This is a genomic window from Sphingobacterium pedocola (assembly GCF_015209965.1).
Taxonomy (GTDB): domain Bacteria; phylum Bacteroidota; class Bacteroidia; order Sphingobacteriales; family Sphingobacteriaceae; genus Sphingobacterium; species Sphingobacterium pedocola.
Map to the genome: position 1 here is coordinate 390524 of NZ_MU158689.1, position 24704 is coordinate 415227.

General features: G+C 39.2%; 15 protein-coding genes. 10 read left to right on the forward strand and 5 right to left on the reverse strand.

The window, feature by feature from the left end:
• Positions 1-10: 10 nt before the first annotated feature.
• From C4F40_RS01580 to C4F40_RS01595, 4 genes are read left to right on the forward strand one after another with little or no spacing between them, the layout of a single operon-like run.
• Positions 11-763, forward strand: coding sequence for a 1-(5-phosphoribosyl)-5-[(5-phosphoribosylamino)methylideneamino]imidazole-4-carboxamide isomerase (locus tag C4F40_RS01580; RefSeq protein ID WP_196937619.1), 753 nt, complete (start codon positions 11-13; stop codon positions 761-763).
• Between the two features lies 1 nt (position 764).
• Positions 765-1517 carry an imidazole glycerol phosphate synthase subunit HisF gene (gene hisF / locus C4F40_RS01585; protein WP_196937620.1) on the forward strand — a complete coding sequence of 251 codons (753 nt, stop codon included), beginning with the start codon at positions 765-767 and terminating at the stop codon, positions 1515-1517.
• Positions 1518-1535: 18 nt separating this feature from the next.
• On the forward strand, positions 1536-2132 hold the full coding sequence (hisIE, locus tag C4F40_RS01590) for a bifunctional phosphoribosyl-AMP cyclohydrolase/phosphoribosyl-ATP diphosphatase HisIE (RefSeq protein WP_262894815.1): 597 nt from the start codon (positions 1536-1538) through the stop codon (positions 2130-2132).
• A 56-nt stretch (positions 2133-2188) separates the two neighbouring features.
• On the forward strand, positions 2189-3085 hold the full coding sequence (locus tag C4F40_RS01595) for a WD40 repeat domain-containing protein (RefSeq protein WP_196937622.1): 897 nt from the start codon (positions 2189-2191) through the stop codon (positions 3083-3085).
• Between the two features lie 530 nt (positions 3086-3615).
• Here the strand turns inward: C4F40_RS01595 and C4F40_RS01600 are convergent.
• The 5 genes from C4F40_RS01600 to dacB form a co-directional block, all read right to left on the reverse strand.
• Positions 3616-4083 (reverse strand): GAF domain-containing protein, encoded by a 468-nt coding sequence (locus C4F40_RS01600; protein WP_196937623.1) that lies wholly within the window; start codon positions 4081-4083, stop codon positions 3616-3618.
• Between the two features lie 13 nt (positions 4084-4096).
• Positions 4097-11074, reverse strand: a complete 6978-nt coding sequence (gene sov / locus C4F40_RS01605; RefSeq protein ID WP_196937624.1) for a T9SS outer membrane translocon Sov/SprA — start codon at positions 11072-11074, stop codon at positions 4097-4099.
• A 206-nt stretch (positions 11075-11280) separates the two neighbouring features.
• Complete coding sequence (ruvA, locus tag C4F40_RS01610; RefSeq protein WP_196937625.1) at positions 11281-11865, reverse strand: Holliday junction branch migration protein RuvA; 585 nt, start codon at positions 11863-11865, stop codon at positions 11281-11283.
• Between the two features lie 3 nt (positions 11866-11868).
• Positions 11869-14148, reverse strand: coding sequence for an NADP-dependent malic enzyme (locus C4F40_RS01615; protein ID WP_196937626.1), 2280 nt, complete (start codon positions 14146-14148; stop codon positions 11869-11871).
• Between the two features lie 76 nt (positions 14149-14224).
• The gene (gene dacB / locus C4F40_RS01620) at positions 14225-15655 is read right to left on the reverse strand and encodes a D-alanyl-D-alanine carboxypeptidase/D-alanyl-D-alanine endopeptidase (RefSeq protein ID WP_196937627.1); all 1431 of its coding nucleotides are present in this window, start codon (positions 15653-15655) and stop codon (positions 14225-14227) included.
• Positions 15656-16147: 492 nt separating this feature from the next.
• Between dacB and C4F40_RS01625 the strand changes: the two genes are divergently transcribed.
• The 6 genes from C4F40_RS01625 (at position 16148) to C4F40_RS01650 (ending at position 24686) form a co-directional block, all read left to right on the forward strand.
• A complete protein-coding gene (locus C4F40_RS01625; protein WP_196937628.1) occupies positions 16148-16711 on the forward strand; it encodes an RNA polymerase sigma-70 factor in 564 nt (187 codons plus the stop codon).
• A 68-nt stretch (positions 16712-16779) separates the two neighbouring features.
• A complete protein-coding gene (locus tag C4F40_RS01630; RefSeq protein ID WP_196937629.1) occupies positions 16780-17574 on the forward strand; it encodes a hypothetical protein in 795 nt (264 codons plus the stop codon).
• Positions 17575-17813: 239 nt separating this feature from the next.
• Positions 17814-20918, forward strand: coding sequence for a SusC/RagA family TonB-linked outer membrane protein (locus C4F40_RS01635; RefSeq protein ID WP_196937630.1), 3105 nt, complete (start codon positions 17814-17816; stop codon positions 20916-20918).
• Position 20919: 1 nt separating this feature from the next.
• A complete protein-coding gene (locus C4F40_RS01640) occupies positions 20920-22332 on the forward strand; it encodes a RagB/SusD family nutrient uptake outer membrane protein (RefSeq protein WP_196937631.1) in 1413 nt (470 codons plus the stop codon).
• A 7-nt stretch (positions 22333-22339) separates the two neighbouring features.
• Complete coding sequence (locus C4F40_RS01645) at positions 22340-23092, forward strand: DUF4843 domain-containing protein (protein ID WP_196937632.1); 753 nt, start codon at positions 22340-22342, stop codon at positions 23090-23092.
• Between the two features lie 10 nt (positions 23093-23102).
• Positions 23103-24686 carry a PKD-like family lipoprotein gene (locus tag C4F40_RS01650; protein ID WP_196937633.1) on the forward strand — a complete coding sequence of 528 codons (1584 nt, stop codon included), beginning with the start codon at positions 23103-23105 and terminating at the stop codon, positions 24684-24686.
• Positions 24687-24704 lie beyond the last annotated feature (18 nt).

Here is a 24704-nt window from a genome sequence, read left to right on the forward strand (position 1 = left end):
ATAAACAACTATGTATATCATTCCTGCGATTGATGTTTTAGACAAAAAAGTGGTTCGATTAAGAGAGGGATCTTATGAAGATGTCACTACTTACGAAATTTCATTAGAAGAGCAAATCAGAAAATATCATGCGAATGGTACTGAGCTTGTTCATATCATCGATCTCAACGGTGCAAAAGGTGATTTTTCAAATCAAGAATATTTATTTGATATCGTACAACGTACCGATATGAAAGTACAGTACGGAGGTGGTGTTCGTAGTATCGATAAAGTGAAGGAACTTGTTGATGCCGGAGTCTTTCGTGTTATTGTGGGGACGCAAGCAATTACAAATCCATCTTTTTTGGAAGAGTTAAGCACGTTAAACGAGGGTCGTACAAAATATGCAGATCATATTGTAATAGCGATTGATGTGCTTGATGAAGTTATTAAATATTCGGGATGGCTAGAGAGCTCCCCAATTAAATTGATTGAATATATTGATAAGTGCCTGGCTTTAGGTTTCTTCCGTTTTCTGTGTACAGATATCAGCAAAGATGGAAAATTAGGCGGAGCTGGAGTTGAGCTGTATCAAAAACTATTGGATCACTCGCCTATTATTAAATTGATTGGCTCAGGTGGTATCAGCTCCATGCAAGATATTGAAGCATTGAAAGCGCTCGGACGCATGGAATCATGTGTTGTCGGTAAGGCAATATATGAGAATAAGATCAGTATCGAAGAAATTAAAGATTGGAACCTCAAATCACTAATTAATTTCTAAGATGTTAGCAAAACGCATCATACCGTGTTTAGATGTTAAGGATGGACGTACTGTAAAGGGCGTCAATTTTGTTGATCTGCGTGATGCGGGAGACCCTGTGGAGTTGGCTTGGCAATATTCTGAACAGGGAGCAGATGAACTCGTTTTTTTAGATATCACAGCCACACACGAAAAGCGTAAAACAACGGTTGACCTTGTGAAAGCTGTGGCTCGTCAGGTAAATATTCCGTTTACAATTGGAGGCGGAATTAACGAAATGGCAGACGCAGAAGTACTGTTAAATGCTGGCGCCGATAAAATATCAATCAACTCTGCCGCGGTCCGTAACCCAGATTTAATTAACCAATTGGCAAACGCTTTTGGGACGCAGTTTGTTGTTGTTGCGGTAGATACCAGATTATTTGAAGGAAAGAATTATGTGCATTTGCGTGGAGGGCGTGACAAAACGGAAATAGAAACGGAGCACTGGATAAAAGAGGCAGAAAATAGAGGCGCAGGCGAAATCCTATTGACCTCTATGGATCACGACGGAACAAAAAATGGATTTGATAATGGACTGTTAAAGAAAATAAATGATCAGATTCGGATTCCATTAATTGCATCAGGCGGCGCCGGTAATCAACAACATTTTGCGGACGTGTTTCAATATTCAAATGTCGATGCTGCATTGGCTGCATCTGTATTTCACTACGGCGAGATACGGATTCCGGAGTTGAAAGAGACATTAAGAAAGCAGGGCATTACTGTCCGATGATGTCGGATTAGGACAAAGATAAAAAGAGCAATGGTAGATTTTGAAAAAGGAAATGGATTAATTCCAGTAATCGTTCAGGACTTTCAAACATTAGAGGTGTTGATGTTGGGTTATATGAATGAAGAAGCCTGGCAGAAAACGCAGGAGGATAAAAAAGTTACATTTTACTCGCGGAGCAAGGAAAGATTGTGGACAAAAGGTGAGGAAAGCGGCAATTTTTTACATGTAAAAAGCTATCACATCGATTGCGACAAGGATACCATACTTATTAAGGCGCAACCGGAAGGACCGACTTGTCATACGGGGACTCGAAGTTGCTTTAATACGGACTATAACCAAAATTTTATAGCTGAGTTAGAACGTATCGTGCAGCAACGTTATAATTTTCCTGCTGATGAATCATACGTGAACAGACTACGTGGAAGAGGAATTAATAAGATTGCGCAAAAAGTGGGGGAGGAAGCCGTTGAAACCGTGATAGCAGCTTTGACAGAGTCCGATCATGATTTTATCAACGAAACTTCAGATTTGATTTTTCATCTTTTGGTATTATTGCGGGAGAAAGGTATAAGTCTAGAAACGATAGCAAAAAACTTAGAAAATAGACATCAGTAACTTATTTGTGCATTCGCAGATTTGCGTGTATGTCTATTTTCTCCAGAAGATCTATTATGAGCGAATTACTTTTAAAAGGAACGTTAACAGGACATCAGAACCCTATTTTTGCATTGGAGGGTATTCCGGGGAAATCGCTTCTTTTTTCAGGAGGAAATGATAAAGGGGTTGTAGAATGGGACTTGAAAGAGATGAAATTCAGACGGGTTTTGTGTACTGTGCCTGCTTCTGTTTATACGCTATATCATATTCCTCAAACAAATTACCTTGCTGTAGGCATGCGCAACGGAGAAATCTATATTGTAGATTTTACCAAGCAGGAACTAGTGGCAAAGCTGAAAGTTGAGACAGGGGCTGTCTTCTGTATTAAATCCTTACGGGGTAAACAGGAACTTATTGCCACAGGCGAAGAGGGTAAAGCTTACGTTTGGGATTTGAAAAATTTTGAATTGCTCTATTGTTTTTCGGTTTCAAAAGTCACCGTTCGGACGTTTTCTATTCTTGAAGATGAAAGTAGAATAGCATTCGGGGATAAAGATGGTGTTATTTATGTAGTGGATTCATTAGATTATCATTGCATTGAAAGAAGGCAGGTTCATGAAGGAGGCATCACGAGCCTTGCTTATTTAAATCAAGATCTCTATTCTGGAGGTAGAGATGCCAAGCTCTTTCAACTCAATGCACATTTGGAGACGATAAATCAGATTATACCACATATGTTTACCGTATACGGGATTGCGGCTTTAGCACCATCTCCGAAACTAGTCACCGTAAGCCGAGACAAGACCATTAAAATCTGGAGTACGGCATTAAATTTACTCAGAAATGTATCTAAGGATAGGGGATACGATTCACATATGCTTTCCATTAATTCGGTCTACTTCGACAACGGTATGCAGGAGTTGGCAACTGCCGGAGACGATAAACTGATTAAAATCTGGTCTGTTAGTTAGGTATATTAAATATATCCGGGATTAAGTATATTATCTTTGTGGAACCTAATTTATCCTATAGCAGGTGGACTTCGTACCTGCTTTTTGCTGTTGTTTGGTTTTTGAAGGGATTGATTAAATTAAAGGAAGGTTCGTTTTATTCAGTTTGTCGCTTGCCGCGGCAGGGCATTCCTTTTTTCCGCAAAAAGGAATCAAAAACTCATCGCTGTACCCATTTGCCACGATGGCTAGTGACTCCTCCTTCTATCGGCAAATGGCTAAGGCGATATTTTTTCGAATTTCTGAGGTAGGTGTATTTTTAATATAACGTTTGTTCAGCTGAAGTATAAGTTAAATGCTTAATACTACACACTATCCTTACAAACACGATAAATGTCGCCTTAGTGGGTCGCGGTTTGCAGGAAGGAAGAAACGTTGTAGCGAGCCGGTACAGCGACGATTTTTTCTTTCTTTTTATAAAAAAAGAAAGAGCCCGTCCGGCGGTGAGGACAAGAAAAATATATTTTTTAAGACTAGTCCTATATCCCTAACTATATCAGCGACAGAATTCGTGTTAATTTCACTTCATCAATGTGATCAAAATCGGCGATTTTACTGCTATCCACATCCAAAACACCTATTATCTGCTCATTTTTGTAAAAAGGAATTACTATTTCGGATTTGGAAAGGGAACTACACGCGATATGTCCTGGAAATTCTTCTACATTTGGCACGATTAAGCTTTTCTCTTCTGCCCAAGCTGTTCCACACACCCCTTTATTATAACGGATCCGCGTACAGGCTACAGGACCTTGAAAAGGGCCCAGAACCAATTGATCGTTTTTGACGAGGTAGAACCCTACCCAAAAAAAATTAAACTGCTCCTTCAGTGCCGCAGCAATGTTCGCTAGATTTGCAATGAGGTCGTCCTCGCCATCCAAAAGGGCTTTTATTTGAGGAAATAATGTGTCGTATTGATCCTCCTTATTTCCGGTTACTATGTTAAGATCTTCAGCCATACCAAATTATAAATTATTGAAATAGTACGCGGAGGTTTATCCCGAAGTACGTATAAGATGTAGCATAGTTTTGTGATGTATAGGGTTTTACAGAATTTGAATTATAGAATAATCTGATGTTGTAAAACTGATTTACGGTATACTCTAAGGTAGGATTTATACTGATACTTTTGTTTCCACCTGATACTTCCGCTTCATTTATATCAGATCTATAGACAACAGTTTTCCGATCATTCAAAGCAAAATCCAGTTTGAAATTAAAATCGTTTTTCCATTTTCGGTCGGCGAATAAACCAAATGGAAGCCGTACGTTGTTCTTTCGGTAACCCATCCCAAATACAATAGATTCTTCGCTCATCATTGCCATTTGACTGTTTTGTAAGCTAAAGTTCATGTCTCTAGACTTTCTGTATTCCGCATTTGCAGACATACTGTTTTTTAGGCGGACGTCTACACCAATTAGTGGTACAAATCGGTCAATGATGGACACCTGCCCATACAAGTCTTTTGGAAGGAAGTTATCATTAATATCTCTTTCGGACGGTGCCCCATCGTTTTCGGCATAGCGAATGACAGAATTATATCCCGCGATGACATATTGTGACTGGTATGCATGCGACAAGTTTATGGAAGTGAATAGATCCTGAAGTGCTACGATATTAGACAATCCGTTATATGAAATTCGCCAGTTTGGAAGAGGAAAACGAGGTTTCCGGTCTACGCGACTTTCTTTTGGATCTTTCCCTAAATAAGCAGATAAAAAAGAATTAACAACGACATCTTGCTGTGCGTTACCGTACCCATCGGCAAAGAATTGCGGATCGCCTTTCACAGAATTTATATTTTGCTCCGACAATTTATTTGATACGATTAAACGATGCTCTTCGAACTTTTTAAATAATTCATCGTGGCTCGTGAATGAAGTATGGATAGCGATCTGCGAAATACTGTAATTACCCGTTCTGTAGGGGGTGATAGGCTGCAATGATCCACTTTGCGAATCGTACACTAATTCTGTAGTAGACGAGATATTGTAATTATCTACGCGAGTCATCGTCAGATCTATCCGTAATCCCTTAAGTGGTTCTAAATTAGCGATCGCAGAAATATTTTCGGCGAAGGTTTTTGTGTATAAATTGGTCTGTAGCGTATCCGACGATATCCAACCGTTTTGGGAAGCTCTGGATAAGATATCGCGTTGACTACCAAATAGAAATCCCCATCCAGGAGCATTAGCATCAAAATTATAGCCTAATAAATTGGTGTTTGGTGTATAACCAGGTAAATAGGTTCCTTCAATTCGCGTGTAGGCGCCGCCCACATTTCGTAGAGAGGTCAATAGTTGAACAAAAAATGCCTTCGAACCTTTTGCATTTCTGCCTGAATTTTGTCGAATGAAACCGAATTTATTATACAAAGTTGAGAAGCTTAACGTCGGATTAACTTGAATTGTTCTATTGTTCTGAATACTGTTCCCTAAGCTGATTTCGTCACTTTGAAACGCAATAAGTGGTTCGCTTTGCCAATTAAACTGCGTGCCATACCTTGTTATGACATTGATCCATTCCAGATAAGGTATTTTATTTATGGGTAAGGTATATGTCAAGTTCATCATGTGATTATAATCCGTCGTTCTTCCCATTTTCCAGAAATTAGACCACATCGTATCTTGTTTAATCCCATCAATACGTCCTACCGGTTCATCAATGATCGAATAATTTGTTGCATTGAAATCCAAGCGTAATGATTTGGTTAAATCCCAACTGATACCGTAAATACGGTTCATATTGAAGTTTTTGTTGTAATAAGTTGGTAGTAAATTGTTAGAAGAATTATCTCTTAACGTATTTTCATTGTAAATTCTATTAACTTCCAGTCGGAAGTTTAATAATGAAGGTACCAAGTTGAAGTTTAAGTCTTTAATGAGTGCTAGGTTTTTATTTTTTATACCTTTGAAGGGCTCATAGAAATTGATATTTGGATTGCTATAATTATAGTCTAGCGCACCTCTGTAGTTCTTTTGAATAGAGGTTGCGGTATTGTAATCGCGGTGATTGTATTCGGCGTACGCATAAGATAGTCCAAAGTTTTCGATGCTCCATGGCTTAATCAATGACTCATTGTTTGTTTTGATCTTACGCACATTGGTAAAACTAAAACTTTTGCGCATCGTATAATCCTGTACTAGACGTAATAGCGAATCTCTACTGTTATTGGATAACGTTGCTAAAGCACTATTTAATTCAATATCAGGATTTAATGGATTGTATTCCGGAGTTGATTTCTGATTGGAGTAATTAAAATAAAAAGGAATAACAATACCATGTCTTGGGTGGAAGAATTTTCCCAATTCTGCATTGGTAGTAATATCAAAATAGGTATCCTCAGATCGATTCCTTTCGCCTACCCGCTGATAGATGGAACCAAAACCTACTGTTGATCTCGTTCCAGAAATTGATACGTTAGCAAAATCTGCCAATTTTAAATTAAGACGCGCTGTAGCTGCCCATCCGCCTTTATCATCAAAATCAGTAAGCCTAAGCTCATTAAACCAGAATTCGCCGTTCAGATCTCTACCGTCGTCTAGATCGCTACTCGTGGGAGAGCCTCGAAGTGGATTACGTACGCCCATCATATAGAATCGCACTTTCGAAAGGTCTGGGGTTCCGATAACAGTAATTCTATTTTCACCATCGGCATATTCAAAAGGAACATCTAACGGCCAGGGTTGACCATTACGTGTAGCTTTTTCACGCGCTAGCTTAGCATCTTTTAGTAAGTCAATTTTGATATTCATCCGGTTTTCCGTCGGCCAGATTAAATCGGCCGAAGAAGTACCATATGGCGTAATAAACAGCGGCATATCATACTCATAGTAATTGTATTTGTCGTCGGTTCCTAGCCGGACAAACGCTCTAAAATCACCGTTGTTTAAATTTTCACCTTCGGCGTGAATAAACATTTCTAAGCGGCCATAAGGTCTGAAATCGTGAGACGCAGTTTTATAGGTTGCACGACCGTATCCATCTCTCAGATTTTTAACATCTAAACTTAAAGCTTGTTCATTCAGCTCTACATCAAGGTTGTTATTAGACCAATCTATTTGTCGGTTGATACCAGGTGGTACTTTGTAAGGAATAGGTTCTCTTTTACCGTTTTCTTCGATACTTACATTCGCGACATTGAAGATGGAATTATCAGATGCCACCACGCCCATAGAATAATCACTGATTACTTTGTCCGCAACATTTTCACTGTTGTATTTACGCCAATCTCCGCGTACAAATTGTAACCTACCAAAACGAACGACGGAGGTGTCAGCGAAGTTGGTCATAAACATCCGTACAAATCGGACAGATTTAAAATCTTGGATATCCCCGTGTTTGCTTTCGAATTCATTAAGTGGTATACGGATTTTATACCATTTTACATCAGATTTCTGCGAATTGGCTAAGGTCACCTGCGTAGTTTGCTCATCGACGATAAAGTTTTGACCAACTACCATATCTTGAGGACGGATGGATAATTTATATTGGTAATATTCATCCACTTCGTTCATGGTGTTATCCCGATTCACATCTTCGCCATCAGGTAATAAAGTACTTGCTGAAGTCTCCACACCAAAGTCTGCTAAGGACTGGTCGTTCGTGCGCGTATTTCCTTGCGCGCCATTATAGCGTTTATACCGTTCCAATATTCCGACACTCTGGTCAACATGATTTCCACGGAAATAGGTGTAGTCATCAGTAGAAGGGTCATCCCGTAGTGAAGCAAAAGCTGTTGGGTTTAATACACCTTGTAGCTGATTTAAGAAATTTCCATGAAATGAGCGTTCTTCCTCGTTGGTAAGCCCATCCAGTCCGATATCTTGAAGTAACCTGCTCTCGTTGCTGTTTTCGAAGGCCTGAATAACAGGTTGGTTTTTAATTACATTGCCCCAGACCGTTTGTTCGATCTGGCTTTTATCGCCAGTAGGAGAAAGGCCGTTTTCCAATGATTTTCGCCCGTCTTTCAAGATGTCCTCAGAGATGTTACCTAAATTGATATAAATGTCGCCCCCGTTTTTATTGGGATTGGTAAGAACTGGGTCCATCACCCACATTTCTAAAAACTCAATATTCTGTGCCTCGAAATCAGTTTGGTCAATTTTCCTAAACATACCGCCCCAGCGACTTTCTGGATTGCTTAATGTACCATCGCTGTTGACTCCTGTAGTTGTATAGTTATATTGGCCGCGCAACGTCGGGTAATACGTCAGATCCAACGTGGATAAATACACATCTGAGCCCGTCCTGCTGTTCCTAAAAGGAAATACTTCCTGCTCGGTCACTTTTCTGACGCGATGATCGGATAACATATTGGGCGTTAGTCTTGGATTAAGATCGGAAGGTTGATAAAATATCGGATCGATATTATAAAATGTAAGATGCGATCTATTGTAGCCATAGCTTAGGTCATTATTTAGATTTGATTCTGGAAACATGCGTGGAGTTCCAGAGATCTGCCAACCTAAATATCCTTTGATGTCGATATATGAAACACTATTTTCAAAGTTATCAATGTATGTCGTACCGGTATTATTGTCCGCCGTATTCAAGCCACGGGGATGTCCGGGTATTAGCTGTGCAAATTCGCCATAAAAACTGATATGGGATTCTTCTTTGGTGCTTAAAAAGGGCAATTTGTCGACTAAGCGGGTTAACCATCTAGAAGGTGCATTGTATGTGAAATCGGCGCCCAACATGGTGTTGGAGATTGGTTCCTGGCCAATAGTAACTTTTTCAGTAAGTGGTTTTTCGGTCAGGTTCATGACAGTGGCTCCGATATGAATACTTGGATTCAGGGCATAATCAAAGCGTCCTCCCATTAAGGTCTTTTGTTGTAAACCATATAATGTCTCATCTTCCATGGAAACGGAGATCGGTTGACCTGAAAGAAGCAGCGCTTGATTTAAAATTCGAAGATTCCCTATTTGATAATCGATGTTATAGTCTATTCCTTCCTCTAATACAGCACCCCCAGACATTACCCGAACAGAGTTAGGACGAAGGTTCATGGCACCTAACTGATACTCTGCGCTTCCACCTGTGGAGCTGTACCTGCCTTTTAATAAGTAACGATTTTTGTTGGGATACTTTTGTTGAGCATCCATTTGCGTCATTGTATACAATTCTGGAAATGCATATTTTTCTGCAAGTTGCGTCTCTCCCGAGGTAAATTGATTCGCTAAATCTCTGCCGAAGGGTTCTAGGACAGGGAATATTAATTTTCCTCGTATAGGTTCTATGGTAATATTTTCTAAAAAGTCCATCAGACCATCGGCACCGGCAGCCTGTTGCTGATCCAGACGATCGAGTCCGGTTAATTGGAGCCAGGTTTTATCGACGGTATTTATTCCCTCATATAATGCAGGCCGTTGTGCACCTGTTTCATCTTCTGTACGGTAAATTTGAACGTGAAAGTTTGTATTGGAAATGTTGCTGGCACCCAATGAATACACATTTTTCATCATCAAATCCCATGTAGGAAGATTTATTTTTATCGTTTCGTTTTTTAGAAGCTTGGTGTACAACATCTTTGGCTCCGAAGGGGTAACAGGTATATCTGTACTAAATTCGCCCACTTGATATTCTTTACCGTTTGCGAGATATCTATATGCTACAGCTAAAACCTGATCTTGATTGAGGGGATACACCAAAGAAATATAACCGAGCCTTCTGTTGACTGTAAAATCTCTCCCTTCAACTAATTTTCGCGCATAAGTCAGTTTGACATAATTGTCATTAGCACCAGTCGAAGCAAAAAAGCTTTGGGTGAAATTGCTATTTGATTCGCGACCGTTCTCACCAAGAAGAGTTAATAAGTTGTTGGAAATGGATGGCACAGGTTCTCCCGGTATACCTGTAGAAGGCAGGGGCTGGCTTCCACGAGAAATGAGATTATTATAAGGTGTATATTCGCCCAAATCCATCAGTGCCATGATATCTCTGGCTTCTTCAAATGAGTTTGATCGGTTATTGGTCCAGACCTCTATCTGTGTTATATTTACAGGGGTATTTATTATAGGTGCTAGCGCTAACGACCGGTTGTAAGTTTCCCGGAAATACTGACCCAAAAAGAAATGTTGATTGGCCTCATAGTTATCCATTTCTAAAACAAATTCACTGTCCCTGCTTCCGTTAGTAATTGTAAATTCTTTTTGATGCGAGCGTTGCTGAGAAAGTAATCCCGTGAAAGTCAATTTACCAAACTGTAGCTGCGCTTTAATACCAAATAGTGACTCCGAGCCTTGAATCAAGGTTGAATTCAGCGGCATACTTACGTTGCCGATTTCCAATCTACGTAGGATATCGTCATCTTTGGCTACATAGTCAAACCGTACTTGATTTTCAAATCCAAATTGCGCTTGTGAATTAAAATTGGCGTTAACCTGTACGCGTTCACCGATTCGTCCTGTTAGGTTTAAATTAATGTTTTGATCAAAATCAAAACCCCACTGTTTGCGCTGCCGCTCATTGAACATCGGATTCTGGTTCGTATTGTACTGTCCCATTAAAGTGACGTCAGCACTTCCACGGGGGCTTATGTCAATGGTGTTTCCGCCGAATATCTTTTCGAATGTAGGGCTGTTGATTTCAATTACCGGGAAAAGGCGTCGTCGTCGCTCTTCCGCCAATTCTTTATCCGCTAATTCCTCCCAATAATTTTTTTGTAACCGATTGAACTCGTATTTGCTGAATTCATCAATGGATAAATAAAGTGGCGGTCTGTAAAGCTTAGATCCGATTTTTTCACGAATGATATATTGCCTTGTTTCTGGATCGAAAACAATTTCACGTTCAATATTGGAAGGCTGTCCTAGGGAAATAGGGCGATAAGATTTGGGGAGTTTGACAAAAGGATTATCGCTAAACTGGTATTTAAGTTTCGTACTATCGGATTCCTTATTTCCAATAGATCCTGCTGATGTAATAGTCTGCGCAAAACCCATATATAGGAAAGTGCATACATAAACGATGCATTGTGCTATGAAGCTATATTTTCTCACAAGGAATGGCCAAAAATAGTATTTTGCTTAAAATCAGATTAACAAACGCAAATATCATTGTTTTTATTAACATTCGCAACCCCAATAGCATGCACTGGAGATGCGGATATGTTAAAAAATGCTAATTTTTACATATAGTCCGATTACGACTACAGCTTTTTAAGGGCAGATTTTATAAGTGCTTCAACGGATAGGTCGGGTTCGGCCAGTGTAATGGCGTTTAATACTTTTTCGGCTTGGGGTTTTCCGAAGCCCAGCATGACCAGCGCTGTCAATGCTTCTTCAGGTACAGAAAGCCTGTTTGATGATAAAGGTAATAACGTATCTGCACCTTCTTTTTTCAATTTATCCTGAAGTTCCAAGATCACCCGTTGCGCGGTTTTAGGTCCTATTCCTTTTATTTTCTGGATAATAGCTACTTGTCCATTGATGATTGCCGATTGGATTTCTTCAGGTGTAATAGAAGAAAGTATCATGCGTCCAGTATTTGGACCGATCCCGGATACCGAAATCAAATGATTGAATAGTTGCCTTTCTGCTTCTGTTGCAAACCCGTAGAGTGTGTGCGCGTCTTCTCGTACTTGAAAGGATATGTATAATTTACAGTCTTCCCGCTCCTTAATAAGTGCGAAAGTGGTTAAAGAAATATGTATATGGTATCCGATCCCACTCACATCCAATATGACGTGAGTGGGCGCTTTAAATACCAGTTTACCGTTTAAATAATCGTACATCAATTATGAATTAGATGAGTTACAATATTGTGCTTCTACTACTGCTATTGTAACCATGTTGACGATTTCGCGCACCGAGCTGTCCATTTGAAGCACATGTATGGGCTTGTTCATGCCCAACAAAATAGGACCTACAGCCTCCGCATTGCCTACTTCTTGTAAAAGTTTGTAGGCGATATTTCCTGATTCTAAACTTGGAAATATCAATGTATTCGCTGCTTCTCCATTTAAGGTGCTAAATGGGAAGTTGGTCTCCAAAAGCTCCTTGTTAAGAGCAAAGTTTGCCTGCAGATCTCCGTCTACGATGATGTGAGGATAGTCTTTGTGCAATATTTTTACGGCCTCTCTCACCTTTGTCGCCGTTGTGCCTTCGTTAGATCCAAAGTTGGAGTAAGACAACATGGCCAAACGGGGTTTGATGTTGAATCTTTTTACGGCTGTTTCCAGCAAAACTGCAATCTCTGCCAGCTCCTGTGCTGTAGGATCGGTGTTTACGGTTGTATCACCTAAGAACAAGGGCCCTTTTTCGGTAAGCATCATATACATTCCTGCTAGGCGGCTTCCTTCCTTTGCGCCGATAACCTGCAATGCAGGTTTGATCGTAGAAGCATAATTTCGTGTTAATCCTGAAATTAACGTATCTGCTTCACCAAATTCGACCATACTAGCCGCAAAATAATTCCGATTGGTTATTAACTTCGATGCCTCACCTTTGGTTACCCCCCTGCGTTGGCGTTTAGTATATAGGTGGTTTGCAAATTTTTCATATCTTTCCGTGTCTTTTTCTTCTTGTGGATCAATAATGTCTACCGACCCTATTTCAAAACCATACTCTTTAATCAAGCCGTTTATTTTTTCTTTATTGCCGAGTAAAATCGGGATTGCAATACCTTCTTCCTTTACAATCTGAGCTGCACGAAGCGTTTTGTAATTATCTGCTTCCGCAAAAACGACACGTTTTGGATTACTTTTCGCCTTATCGATCATATTACGCATGATACGGTCGTCTTTTCCAAGACGTTTGCGAAGCTCTTCTTTATAGGCATCCCAATCCTCAATATGCTTACGCGCAACTCCGGAATCAATAGCGGCTTTGGCAACGGCAATGGATACTTCGGTGATCAAACGTGGATCTGTAGGTTTTGGAATAACATAATCCTTACCGAAGCGAAGATTATTCGTGTTATACGCCTGATTAACTTCTTCGGGTACATTTTGCTTTGCCAAATTCGCGATGGCATGTACAGCAGCAATCTTCATTTCTTCGTTGATTGCTGTCGCGCGTACATCCAATGCACCCCTAAAAATATAAGGAAAGCCCAATACATTATTTACTTGATTAGGGTAATCCGATCGGCCTGTACCCATAATGATGTCTTCACGCGTAGCCACGGCCGACTCGTAAGATATTTCCGGATTTGGATTAGCCATAGCCAGCACAATCGGATTTGGAGCCATTGTATTCAGCATTTCCGGCGTTAAAACGTCTGCTTTGGACAATCCGATAAATACATCGCTTCCTTTGACGGCATCTTCCAAGGTATAAATATCAAGGTTTGTAGCCCATTCCGCCTTAGTTGCGTCTAAGTTGTCGCGGTCCGCGCGAATAACACCTTTGCTATCCAGCATAATGATGTTTTCTTTTTTTGCGCCGACTGAAATATACATGCCTGTACAGGATATTGCAGCAGCACCTGCTCCGTTGACTACTATTTTTACATCCGCAATGTTTTTGTTTTGCAGTTCGCACGAATTAATTAAAGCCGCACCCGAAATAATAGCTGTACCGTGTTGATCATCGTGCATTACAGGTATTTTCATTTCGGCTTTTAATCGACGTTCGATTTCAAAACATTCCGGTGCTTTTATGTCCTCTAAATTGATACCCCCAAAAGTGGGTTCGAGTGCTTTTACGATATTTACAAATTCGTCTACGTTTTTTGTGTCCAATTCAATGTCAAAGACATCAATATCAGCGAATATTTTGAATAGCAGACCCTTTCCCTCCATTACCGGCTTTCCTGCCTGCGCACCGATATCACCTAATCCTAATACGGCTGTACCATTACTGATTACCGCAACTAAATTTCCTTTCGCCGTATATTTATAGGCATCTTCGCTGTTTTCGGCAATAGCAAGACAGGGTTCTGCAACACCTGGCGAATAGGCCAACGATAAATCTCTTTGTGAGTTGTATGGCTTTGTTGGTACGACAGCTATTTTTCCAGGACGCCCCATAGAATGGTAGTTTAGTGCGTCCTGTTTTCTATTGATTTTACTCATTTTTTAGTGTTTATTTTCAATACGAGGGTACAAATGTATCATTCTATTTATGTAAAGAAGAAATTTTGCGTCAATATTATTTTAAATTATCTAATACCATAAACATGTTTTGGCGCATTTTCGACGCGGTACCATTATAGTTATACACCAATAATGTAAATGCATACGCCTTTCCGTCCTTTGCCGTATGATAGCCTGTGTATCCTAGCGTGCCTCCAATCGTGCCACTTTTCATCGTCATCTGATTGTAGGTGGGTAGGGCTTTTACGAAATCTGTATACCACGGCCTTGAAATCGCATAGTACATGATTTGAGTCATGGCTGCAGCTGTCACATGATTTTGAGGAGATAGACCAGAACCGTCTTTGACATCTAATTCCTGTTCTTGAATCTGAAGTTTTTGGTTCCAGTACTTTTTGAGGTACATTGCTCCTCCAGACGTCGTAGTTTTATTACCGGTGAAGTATCCAATACTTTTTAATAAAGCTTCTCCATATAAATTGATGCTCTTTTGATTGAACCAATATACCATGTCTATCAGTCTAGGCGAGCTATGGATATCAAGATCCTTTGTTTTCGATGGAAATACCGAATCCTGCTCAACCAATCGTTGACCTGTTGTAGGATTGCCCGAAACTATGATTCCTTCTGCTGAAATGCGTTGATGCAATTGATGTGCTGCATCATATGCCGGATCGGGAACAGATATTTCAATTGTTTTTTTTAAATCTTGTCCATACGATCCTCTTAAGTATATTTTTTCGGAATAGGGCGCCGAGTAGGCATACACGTTATCGCCCGATCCCTTTGCACCAGTCGTGACTTGATTAACGATCGATAAATAGGAAATATCATGCGTCATATTCGAAATAGGTGTGGGCTGGCCGATAGCCGATACGCTAAAGTTTACCCCCATCTTATTTTCTCTCCAGTTCAGCGCGGAAATCCCGGCTCCATAGTAGTTCCCGATATCGGTCCAGATCCAGCCTCCTGGAATATCGTTTCCTAAATACAGCCGATCATCGCCAATGACTCTTCCATTGATTTGTAGTATTCCCGCATTCTTAATCGTCTGGCTCCATTTGGTCAACAGCTGTTCCTCACGCTGCTCCGGAAAACGATCGCTTCCCAGCGTAGGGTCGCCCGATCCCTGAATCACAATATCCCCTTGCAATACACCAAGACTATCGATTTCTCCGGTATAGTAGAGCGTAGTTTGATACCTGTATTCCGGCCCTAAGATGTCTAATACTGTAATCGAGGTAATGACTTTTAAGGTCGAAGCTGTTGGTAACCCGATTTGGCTGTTTTTTTCAAATACCACGTTTCCGTTTTTAGCGTCGACGACATACAAGGAAGCTATTCCATTTTTAAGATTTGATTGATCTGTAAACTGTTGAAAGCCAGTTGTTAGTTTCGACGTTATCGTTTGTTGCGCTTTGGTAAAAACAGGTATAACGAAAAGAGGCGATAGTAGAGCTACAAAAAATAATTTGCTAATGTTCATTCCTTTATTTTATCTTCAATATTACATCGTTGTTTACAAACTTAGACAAGTTACGGGAAAAACTATGGCGTTATTTTGAAAAAATATTTTGCGACAATTCATAGGTTAATCCATCTGGAGCAACTAAAAAAATGTAAGATGATAGGGATAAAACACATGAGATAAAACTTTAAGGGGGAATAAAGTTCGCGTACAACTGATCTTATCCGCGCCCTGCACGAAATGAGAATAACGGTATCCAATCGGTAAGATTTCAGAGCACGAGGAAAGGATACTCTTGGTTAATGATCTCTAGTAGGATAATATCGTCTTGCCATTTCAAAAAATCGCCCCACAAAAAACGGCGAATTTTATTTGCTATAAAAAACTGAATTCATGATATTTGAAAAAAATGTGAAATCTAAATTAAAATCTACTAGATTTGTAGTCTAATTAATGTAATTATAGTTATTCATACTATTACAAACATTACGTATAATAATTGTCGAACAAATGGAACAGAGTCTACAGCAAGAAAGAGCAATCGTCACGAGGTTAATAGCTGGTGATGAAAATGCTTTTTTGATCCTGTTCAAGAAATATTCGCCTATTTTATCCAGCTTTTTATCCGGCCTACAACTTCCAACAGAAGATGTTCACGATGTGATTCAGCAATCTTTTTTAAAGATATGGGAACAGAAAGAACGCATCAATCCGGATACTTCTTTCAAGAATTATCTTATCACCATTGCTAAAAATGACATCTACAATAAAATAAAGCATCAGGTCATTAGAAGAAAGCATCAGGAGCACATTACCTATTTGCAGGATAAAGAAACTACGACCGACAGCAACGAGTTGACAGAGATTTTGTACAAAATATTAAACAATTTGCCGGAAAAAAGAAGAGAAGTGTACGAATTGAGCAGAATAAAAGGTTACAGCAACCAAGAAATATCCGAAAAGTTAGGTATAAGCAAGAGCACGGTGGAAAATCATATCAACAACTCCTCTGCATATATAAAAAAAATACTGAAAAGTCTTGGTTTTATATTTATATATACCCTGTTTCATTGAAAAAATAAAATTTACCTTAGGTGCAAACACAAGCATGATTGTATAGTATATAGTTTCAGCACAAAAACGTGGAAAAAGAAGTTTTAAAAAGATATTTTGAACAAACTAGCACAGATATAGAAAAAAACACTGTGGAAGATTGGCTATTGGATCCTAGCAACAAAATAACTTTTGAGAACTTTCTGGTAGAGGAATGGCAAGAACATGTCCAAGCGAAGGAGTTTTCGTATCGCATAGCGCGCCGAAAATCCAAAAGTAGGTTACTGTGGAAAGCCGTCAGCATCGCAGCTTTACTGCTTTTGGCTTATGGCGGTCACCAGCTTCTTTCGACCCATCAGACACCACAACCGATTCTTACAAAAAAACGGGTTGCAAGTGTACAAGAGCCGGTGCCAACGGCCAGTTCTCTTGCCACCACCCCAACATTTGTGTCTGATACAGCACGTAATTTTCACCCTAAAACTGTACAACATGAAAAAAAGAAAGAACGACACCAATCTAAAGCTTTAATAGCTCAGGCAGACACGACAAATCAACAAATCAAAGAGGCTACAATTCAATCTAGCGTGTTGACGAAAGCTAAAATTAATGAGGCTGCAATAGCACGACTTATTCAAAAAATTGACTCCAATCAACTGGTATTTGATGTCAATGTTGCTGACGCAGCTTTTCAACAATTGGCTTATATCTTTCGCAAAGAATATGGAATTATCTTGGAGTTATGTAGTAACGGCGACGCGGATAAGACATATACCGCCAAGTTTAAAAAGATTTCCATCCATGATTTGTTAGACGATATGTCGGAAAAGATGGCATTTACTTATTCTTTTAAAGACAACAAAGTAAAAATCTGTTTTAACTAACCACAATATTAAATAGTTCAGTAGAATATATGCAATGTTAGCAATGCTATCATTGTGTTCTGTCTACGTGCAAGAATGAAGATTCACCCTTCATCTCTCACAGCAGACATACACGCTTCTGAAGTAAAAACTATCCAGGCTTGCCTTTGCACGGAAAGCCACCAATAAATATACGTTAGAATGGCAAGGCTTATTAACCCAGCTCCTTCGAATTAAATTAACTTAACCTAATTTAAGTAATGAAACACAAAAACACGTTAAACTTTAAAACCAGCTTCTTGGCCTTTACGCTGTTGGGTACACTATGCATTCCAAAGGACACGATGGCGCAAGTCCCCGCTACCCAAGTGCAGTCTATCCCTAAAGTAATCGGTCGGGTTGTCGGTAGCGACCATAAGCCGCTTAGCGGGGTCACTGTATCGATCAAAGAAGACAAACAAAATATCACGACCACAAACCGGGTTGGTGAATTTATACTTTCTCCCCAAAAACAGGATGAAACATTAGCTATCTCCGCGATTGGGTACAAAACCCAAGAAATAAAACTATCCAAGGACACCAAATTGCCTTTGATTATTAAATTGGAAGAAACGACCGATCAGATTGAGGAAGTGATTGTTACAGGGTATGGCACTAGATCGAAAGAAAGTTTTACGGGTAGTGCAAGCACCTTTACAAAAGAAGAATTACTCCGGGTCGGGAATAAAAATGTTTTACAAAGTTTACAGAACTTAGATCCATCGTTTGTCTTGACAGAGAATCTAAGTATCGGTTCCGATCCGAATGCACTTCCAGATGTACAACTTCGTGGACAATCAGGGGTAGGCGATATTCGTGGCGATTATGTAGGTAATCCCAATGAACCGTTATTTATTTTAGACGGTTTTATAGCAAATCTTCAAAAAATAATGGATTTAGACATGAATCGTATAGCTTCAATTACCTTGCTTAAGGATGCTGCGGCTAAAGCAATTTATGGCTCTCGGGCTGCCAATGGCGTTATTGTTATTGAAACAATCGTACCAAAAGAAGGGGCTATGCGAATTTCCTATACAGGCAATTTTAACCTTGAAGCTCCCGACCTGTCATCTTACCAACTTGCGAATGCTACCGAAAAGCTACAAATAGAAAAAAATGCAGGTCGCTACAATGCAGTACATCCATTTACGCAAGAGCTCCTTAATGAACAATACAATCAGCGGTTCAAGAGTATTGAAGAAGGTGTCGATACCTATTGGCTCTCACAACCCGTACGCGTGGGCTTAGGAGATAAACACACGCTTATGCTAGAAGGTGGAACACAGACATTAAGATACGGGCTAGATTTTACCTATAATAATGTCAAAGGTGTGATGAAGGGGTCTAATCGCGAAAACATAGGGGGATCCATCAACCTTTCTTACAGAACAGGAAAGGTCATTTTTAGAAATATACTCAACATCAATTTCAACAAATCAAACAATTCTCCTTACGGAGCATTTTCAGAGTACACCCGTTTAAACCCTTATGACAGTCCCTACAACGAGGTAGGAAACCTTAGAAAGACGCTCAACACATTTGTAACAAGCCCTTTTACAGGAGGTTCAACAACGTATTATTTTAACCCACTATATAATGCAAGTTTGGAGACAAAAAATTTCTCGAAATATCATGAACTCACAGAGAATTTTTATGCCGAATGGACGCCTATAGAATCATTACGATTTACAGGACGTATTGGCTACACCTTTAATGGTAGTGCTTCCGAAAATTTTCTACCAGGAGACCACACCAATTTTGCGTTATGGACTGGTGAAAACTTCTACAAAAGAGGTTCTTACACCATGGTTGATGGCGTTAGTAATTCCGTTAATTCAGATATTTATGCCAATTGGTCTAAAACAATAGGAAAACACTCCATCTTAATCAACGGGGGAGCGAACGTTACAGCTATGCAAAGCCAGAATCATGGAATGACAGCGTGGGGATTTCTCAATAATCGTGTTAGCTACATTACTTTTGCCAAACAGTACGCCGACAATGGTGTTCCAAGTGGTACAGAATCCATACAACGTGAAATTGGATTGATCGGTTTTACAAACTATTCCTACGATAACAAATATTTTGCAGATCTGAGTATTCGTCGGAACGCTTCCTCTATGTTTGGAGCCGATAATCGCTGGGGTACATTCTGGTCAATAGGTTTAGGCTGGAATGTACATCAAGAAACTTTCTTAAAAAACCTGACTCATATAAACCTTTTGAGACTGAGAAGTTCGCTAGGCTCGACAGGCAGTCAAAATTTTAATCCTTATCAGGCGATGACGATTTACAACTTCTTCAACAGCAGTACATATGATAATATTTCAGGTGCTTACTTAGCTGGACTCGCCAACGATAGGTTGAAATGGCAGGAAGCTTTTGATTATAACGTAGGAACTGATATTAGATTATTTGACAGATTAAATGTAAAACTTGATTATTTCATAAGTAACACGAATAATCTATTAATTGACTTCACACTCCCACCTTCAACTGGCTATTACTCCTATAAAGAAAACTTAGGAAGAACACAGAAAAAAGGATATGAAGGAACCATAAACTACTTAGTTTTCTCAGACAAAAGTACACAATCTCATTTCTCTGTATTTACATCATTTGCACACAACTCAAACAAACTACTTGAAATTGCCAATGCACTAAAACAAATTAACAGCGAACGAGATGGTTCAACAGAAAACCTAAATGTACCAAAAATCCGTTATGAAGAAGGACAATCCATTAACTCCATATGGGCAGTACCTTCTTTAGGAATAGATCCTGCTACTGGACGTGAGGTATTCCGATCAAAAGATGGTACGAGCACTTACAATTGGAATCCTGATGACCAAGTCGTTATCGGCGTATCTGATCCAAAACTAAGGGGAAATTTAGGCTTCAATCTAGAATACAAAGGATGGGGATTGAGTACATCATTTCGGTATACATTAGGCGAAGACTACTACAATTCGACCCTAGTCAACCGTGTGGAAAATGTAAACATAGCTTATAATGTAGACACGCGTGTGCTTTATGACACATGGCAGCAGATTGGCGATGAGGCTATATTCAAAAGAATAACAGCGACACCAACTACCACAAGACCGACATCTCGTTTCTTACAAAAGAAATCAGATCTGACACTTTCATCGATCAACGCATATTATGACTTCAAATGGAAAAACCTTTCCAAATACCACCTCAAAAACCTAAAACTTGGTTTTTATACAACTGAAGCCTTCGTCTTATCAACAGTTAGAACAGAAAGGGGTACAGAATATCCATTTGCACGAACTTTTTCATTCTCACTTCAAACCACTTTTTAATATGAAAACTAAGCAAATAGCATATATTTTAGTAGCGGTAGTTCTACTAACTTTAAACGTATCATGTGAAAAATGGTTAGATGTACAGCCAAATTCGCAAGTCAAGTCTTCTGAGCTACTCAGCACAGAACAAGGCTATAAGGAAGCCTTAGCGGGTATCTACACACTTCTTACAGACAATTCTTTGTATGGCAAAGAACTTACTTATGGTATGCATGGGGTATTGTCACATGAATGGAAAAACTATCCATTAGCTTATGCAGATGATGCTCAATATGATTATGAGACAACTTTATCTCAAGGTCGAATTGAAGGCATTTGGAGTAAAATGTACAATGCAATTAGCAATACCAATTATCTATTACAAAACATTGATAATAGCCAAGTCTTCTCCGGAAAAAATTATGAAATAATCAAAGGCGAAGCACTAGCACTACGCGGATTCATTCATTTTGATCTTTTACGGAATTTTGGCGTCAGTTATGTCTTAAATCCCAACCAACAAGCCATCCCTTATGTCACACAGTATTCCGCAAAACAGACTGCACAATCTACTGTACAAGTTGTTATTGAGAAAATAATCGAAGACCTAAAAGCTGCTAAAGAGTTATTAAAATATGATCCAATTTACACGGGAGAAGTTATTAACGAATTTAACGATAACGGTTATTTACTTAATAGACAGCTGCATCTAAACTATTATGCAGTAGAAGCCCTATTAGCGCGTATTTATCTTTACATCGGAAAATACGACTTAGCTGAAATTGCAGCTAATAATGTTATACAGGCTAACAAATTTGCCTTTGTAAGTCAAGCTAGTTTTGCCTCTGGGGTAGATCCAAGTGGTGCAAGCGAACAGATATTTGGACTACAACTGAATACGCTAAGCTTAAATAATACCAATTTCCTATCGGATGAAGGAACTACGACTTTTTCGCTAGATCAAGCCTCAAAGTCGTTATATATTTCTTCAACAGATGACTACAGGTCTTATTTATTTATAAACGGTACAACAACCAATACACTGAATAACATCTACACCCTAAAGTATGCCAAGACAACTGACGATTCTTATTATATAAATAAAATACCTATAATAAAGCTATCGGAAATGTATCTAATACTCGCAGAAAGTCTATGGTCACAGGATAAGGACCCTCTTCTGGTCTTGAACAGACAACGTAACGCTAGGGGATTATCCTCCCTAACTGTGTTACCGACCGATGTTAGAACACTTTTTACAAACGAATATCGAATAGAATTTTTAGCAGAGGGTCAATTATTTTACTATTACAAACGGATTAACCAGGAAATCATCCATGGCTCTACGACTAATCTGGTAAATTCTAAGGGATACACGTTTCCAATTCCACCAAATGAAACAACAAGTGCTGACAGACAACCAAATAGATAATTGCCTTATGAAAAGATTACATTACATATTTTTTAGTTTGATCGTATTGCTCACTGGATGTGAGAAGAACGAACCGATCGTGTTCAAGAAAGAAGATGCAGCCTTACAATTATGGTTTGGAACAACAAATCAAGTATTGGACAGTGTAAGTTTCAATTTTTCTTACATGACATCCGACACCGACTCGGTAGTATTTAATGCCCGGATACTTGGAAAACCGTTAGATCATGATATCGAATTCGAACTTTCCCCTGAAGGTGACGCAGACTTGGTATACTTTGCCTTGCCGAAATTTATCATAAAAGCAGGAGAAGTAGAAGTAAAATATCCTATATATTTTGAAAAACCTGATAATTATCAGGAATTCAAAACAGCAGAGGGCGTTATTCTATTCAAACTTAAACCCTCCCCGATGTTTAAAGAAGGAAATAAGGAAATGTCGGCCCTTAAGATCTCTTTAAAGAACAGTCTAGCTAAACCTGACAATTGGGACAGTGCTCTTTTTCCGTATTCATCACTTAATACATATTTTGGAGCATATAGTAATCGTAAATTCGAATTTATGATCGAGACCCTTGGCGTAAGCTATTTCAACGTATTTTTATCTACCAACGCAGCTCAGAACACAGACCCAAAGGCCATTTCCTCAATTTTTGCAAATTATTACGCTAGTATTTGTAGGACAACGCTTGCGGAATACAATGCCACGCACACCAACCCTATGATAGATGAAGATACTCAAATTCCTGTTACCTTTTAATAATAAGATCATGAGAAAAATACTGAATTATTACATATGTATTATGTTTTTGTGCTCCTTCATAAGTTGTATCAAAGACCAAGGCAATTACGATTATACAGAATTCAACCCAATAAAAATTGACACAGCGAATTCTTCCATAAAAAGTTCCTACTCCATATCATTTAGAGATGTTGTAAGTATTGCACCAAAAATATATTATAATGGAGAACTCATAAAGAATGTCGATCAATTTAAAGATCGATTGTCTTTCACCTGGACGCTCTGTCAGACATTTTCATCGGGAACAATATTTCCTTTGGACACCTTATCCCATGATATTGTGCTCGACGCACCAATCTTACAGTCATCAGGAACTTGGGAAATTAAACTAACCGTGAAAGATCTAGAAACGAACATCGATACGTACGCCAAATTTGCTTTAAACATCAGTGAAAGTTTTCCTGACGGATGGATGGCTCTGTATGAGCGAAACGGTGAAACAGAGGTTGGCTTAATCGTAGATGAACGTGTCAAATCTAACGTCGTGCATAATAGAGTTTTGTATGACATTCTAAAGGATGCAAATGGTCAAAGTCTCATCGGCAAACCAGTAACTTTTCAATATGCGCAATCCAGTGGCGTTAGAGACAGACGAGTCATTATTGTATCCGACCAAGATATGATTGGAGTCGACAAATCTTCTTTTGTAAAAACGTTATCATTTGATGAGTTTTTCTTTGCGAGCCCAACAACAAAAAAAGTAACTGCTTTTACAGGAATCGCCAGCAAGGACTTCATTATCAACGACAACAGGATGTACGCCTTAGATGTAAGTTCTTCACCAACTGGAAGAGATGCATCAAAGTTTGGTCTTGCCTCAGGGAATGATCAGATAATATTAGCCCCATGGCAACCCACAAAATATGTCCAAAGCTACAATGGTCTGGCTTATGATAGTGTCGAAAAAAAATTCTTAAAGCTTACAAGTGGAACAACAAACTTTACAGCTTTTACAAATTTACCTAACGCTGTATTTAACCCCAATGCAGTTGGCTTAGACCTTGTAGTCTATGACTGGGGATATGGGGGGCCAACGCCCGCTTTGGCATTTGAATATCTTATTATGAAAGATGCTACCAAAACATATCTACTATCTGCGAATTTTGCGAGTGCTGCAGATGCGGCTGTGCCTCAGAAAAAAATCGATATGTCTTCCTATCCAGGAATTACAACAGTAAATTCAATGACTGTGGCTGTGGCAGGGCAATATCTTCTTTACAGTAATCCAAACAATGTTTATCTACATAAGTTCAACAACAATCCACCAACCACTGAAGAAATATGGGCGGCACCTAATGGTGAGACGATAACTGATATTTCGGTACTCAAATCATCAAATCTTCCCTTTCAATTAAACGCGAATAATCTTTTCCCTACCGTAAATCAATACGTCTATTTTGCCACATGGAATGAAAGCACAGAAAATGGAAAAATATATTGCTACAAGATAGATATTACCAATGGAAGCATCGACCGATCTACCGAAAGAGTCTACGAAGGCTTTGGAAAAATCAAGGAAATGAATTACAAATATAATCTACCGGGCACTTAGCAAAAGAATACCGTAAAA

Coding starts and splice junctions, on each gene's coding strand:
- dacB (WP_196937627.1), bottom strand. CDS start 15,655: ATGAACATTAGCAAATTATTTTTTGTAGCTCTACTATCGCCTCTTTTC.
- C4F40_RS01600 (WP_196937623.1), bottom strand. CDS start 4,083: ATGGCTGAAGATCTTAACATAGTAACCGGAAATAAGGAGGATCAATAC.
- ruvA (WP_196937625.1), bottom strand. CDS start 11,865: ATGTACGATTATTTAAACGGTAAACTGGTATTTAAAGCGCCCACTCAC.
- C4F40_RS01650 (WP_196937633.1), top strand. CDS start 23,103: ATGAGAAAAATACTGAATTATTACATATGTATTATGTTTTTGTGCTCC.
- C4F40_RS01625 (WP_196937628.1), top strand. CDS start 16,148: ATGGAACAGAGTCTACAGCAAGAAAGAGCAATCGTCACGAGGTTAATA.
- C4F40_RS01595 (WP_196937622.1), top strand. CDS start 2,189: ATGAGCGAATTACTTTTAAAAGGAACGTTAACAGGACATCAGAACCCT.
- hisF (WP_196937620.1), top strand. CDS start 765: ATGTTAGCAAAACGCATCATACCGTGTTTAGATGTTAAGGATGGACGT.
- C4F40_RS01640 (WP_196937631.1), top strand. CDS start 20,920: ATGAAAACTAAGCAAATAGCATATATTTTAGTAGCGGTAGTTCTACTA.
- C4F40_RS01580 (WP_196937619.1), top strand. CDS start 11: ATGTATATCATTCCTGCGATTGATGTTTTAGACAAAAAAGTGGTTCGA.
- sov (WP_196937624.1), bottom strand. CDS start 11,074: ATGGGTTTTGCGCAGACTATTACATCAGCAGGATCTATTGGAAATAAG.
- C4F40_RS01615 (WP_196937626.1), bottom strand. CDS start 14,148: ATGAGTAAAATCAATAGAAAACAGGACGCACTAAACTACCATTCTATG.
- C4F40_RS01635 (WP_196937630.1), top strand. CDS start 17,814: ATGAAACACAAAAACACGTTAAACTTTAAAACCAGCTTCTTGGCCTTT.
- C4F40_RS01645 (WP_196937632.1), top strand. CDS start 22,340: ATGAAAAGATTACATTACATATTTTTTAGTTTGATCGTATTGCTCACT.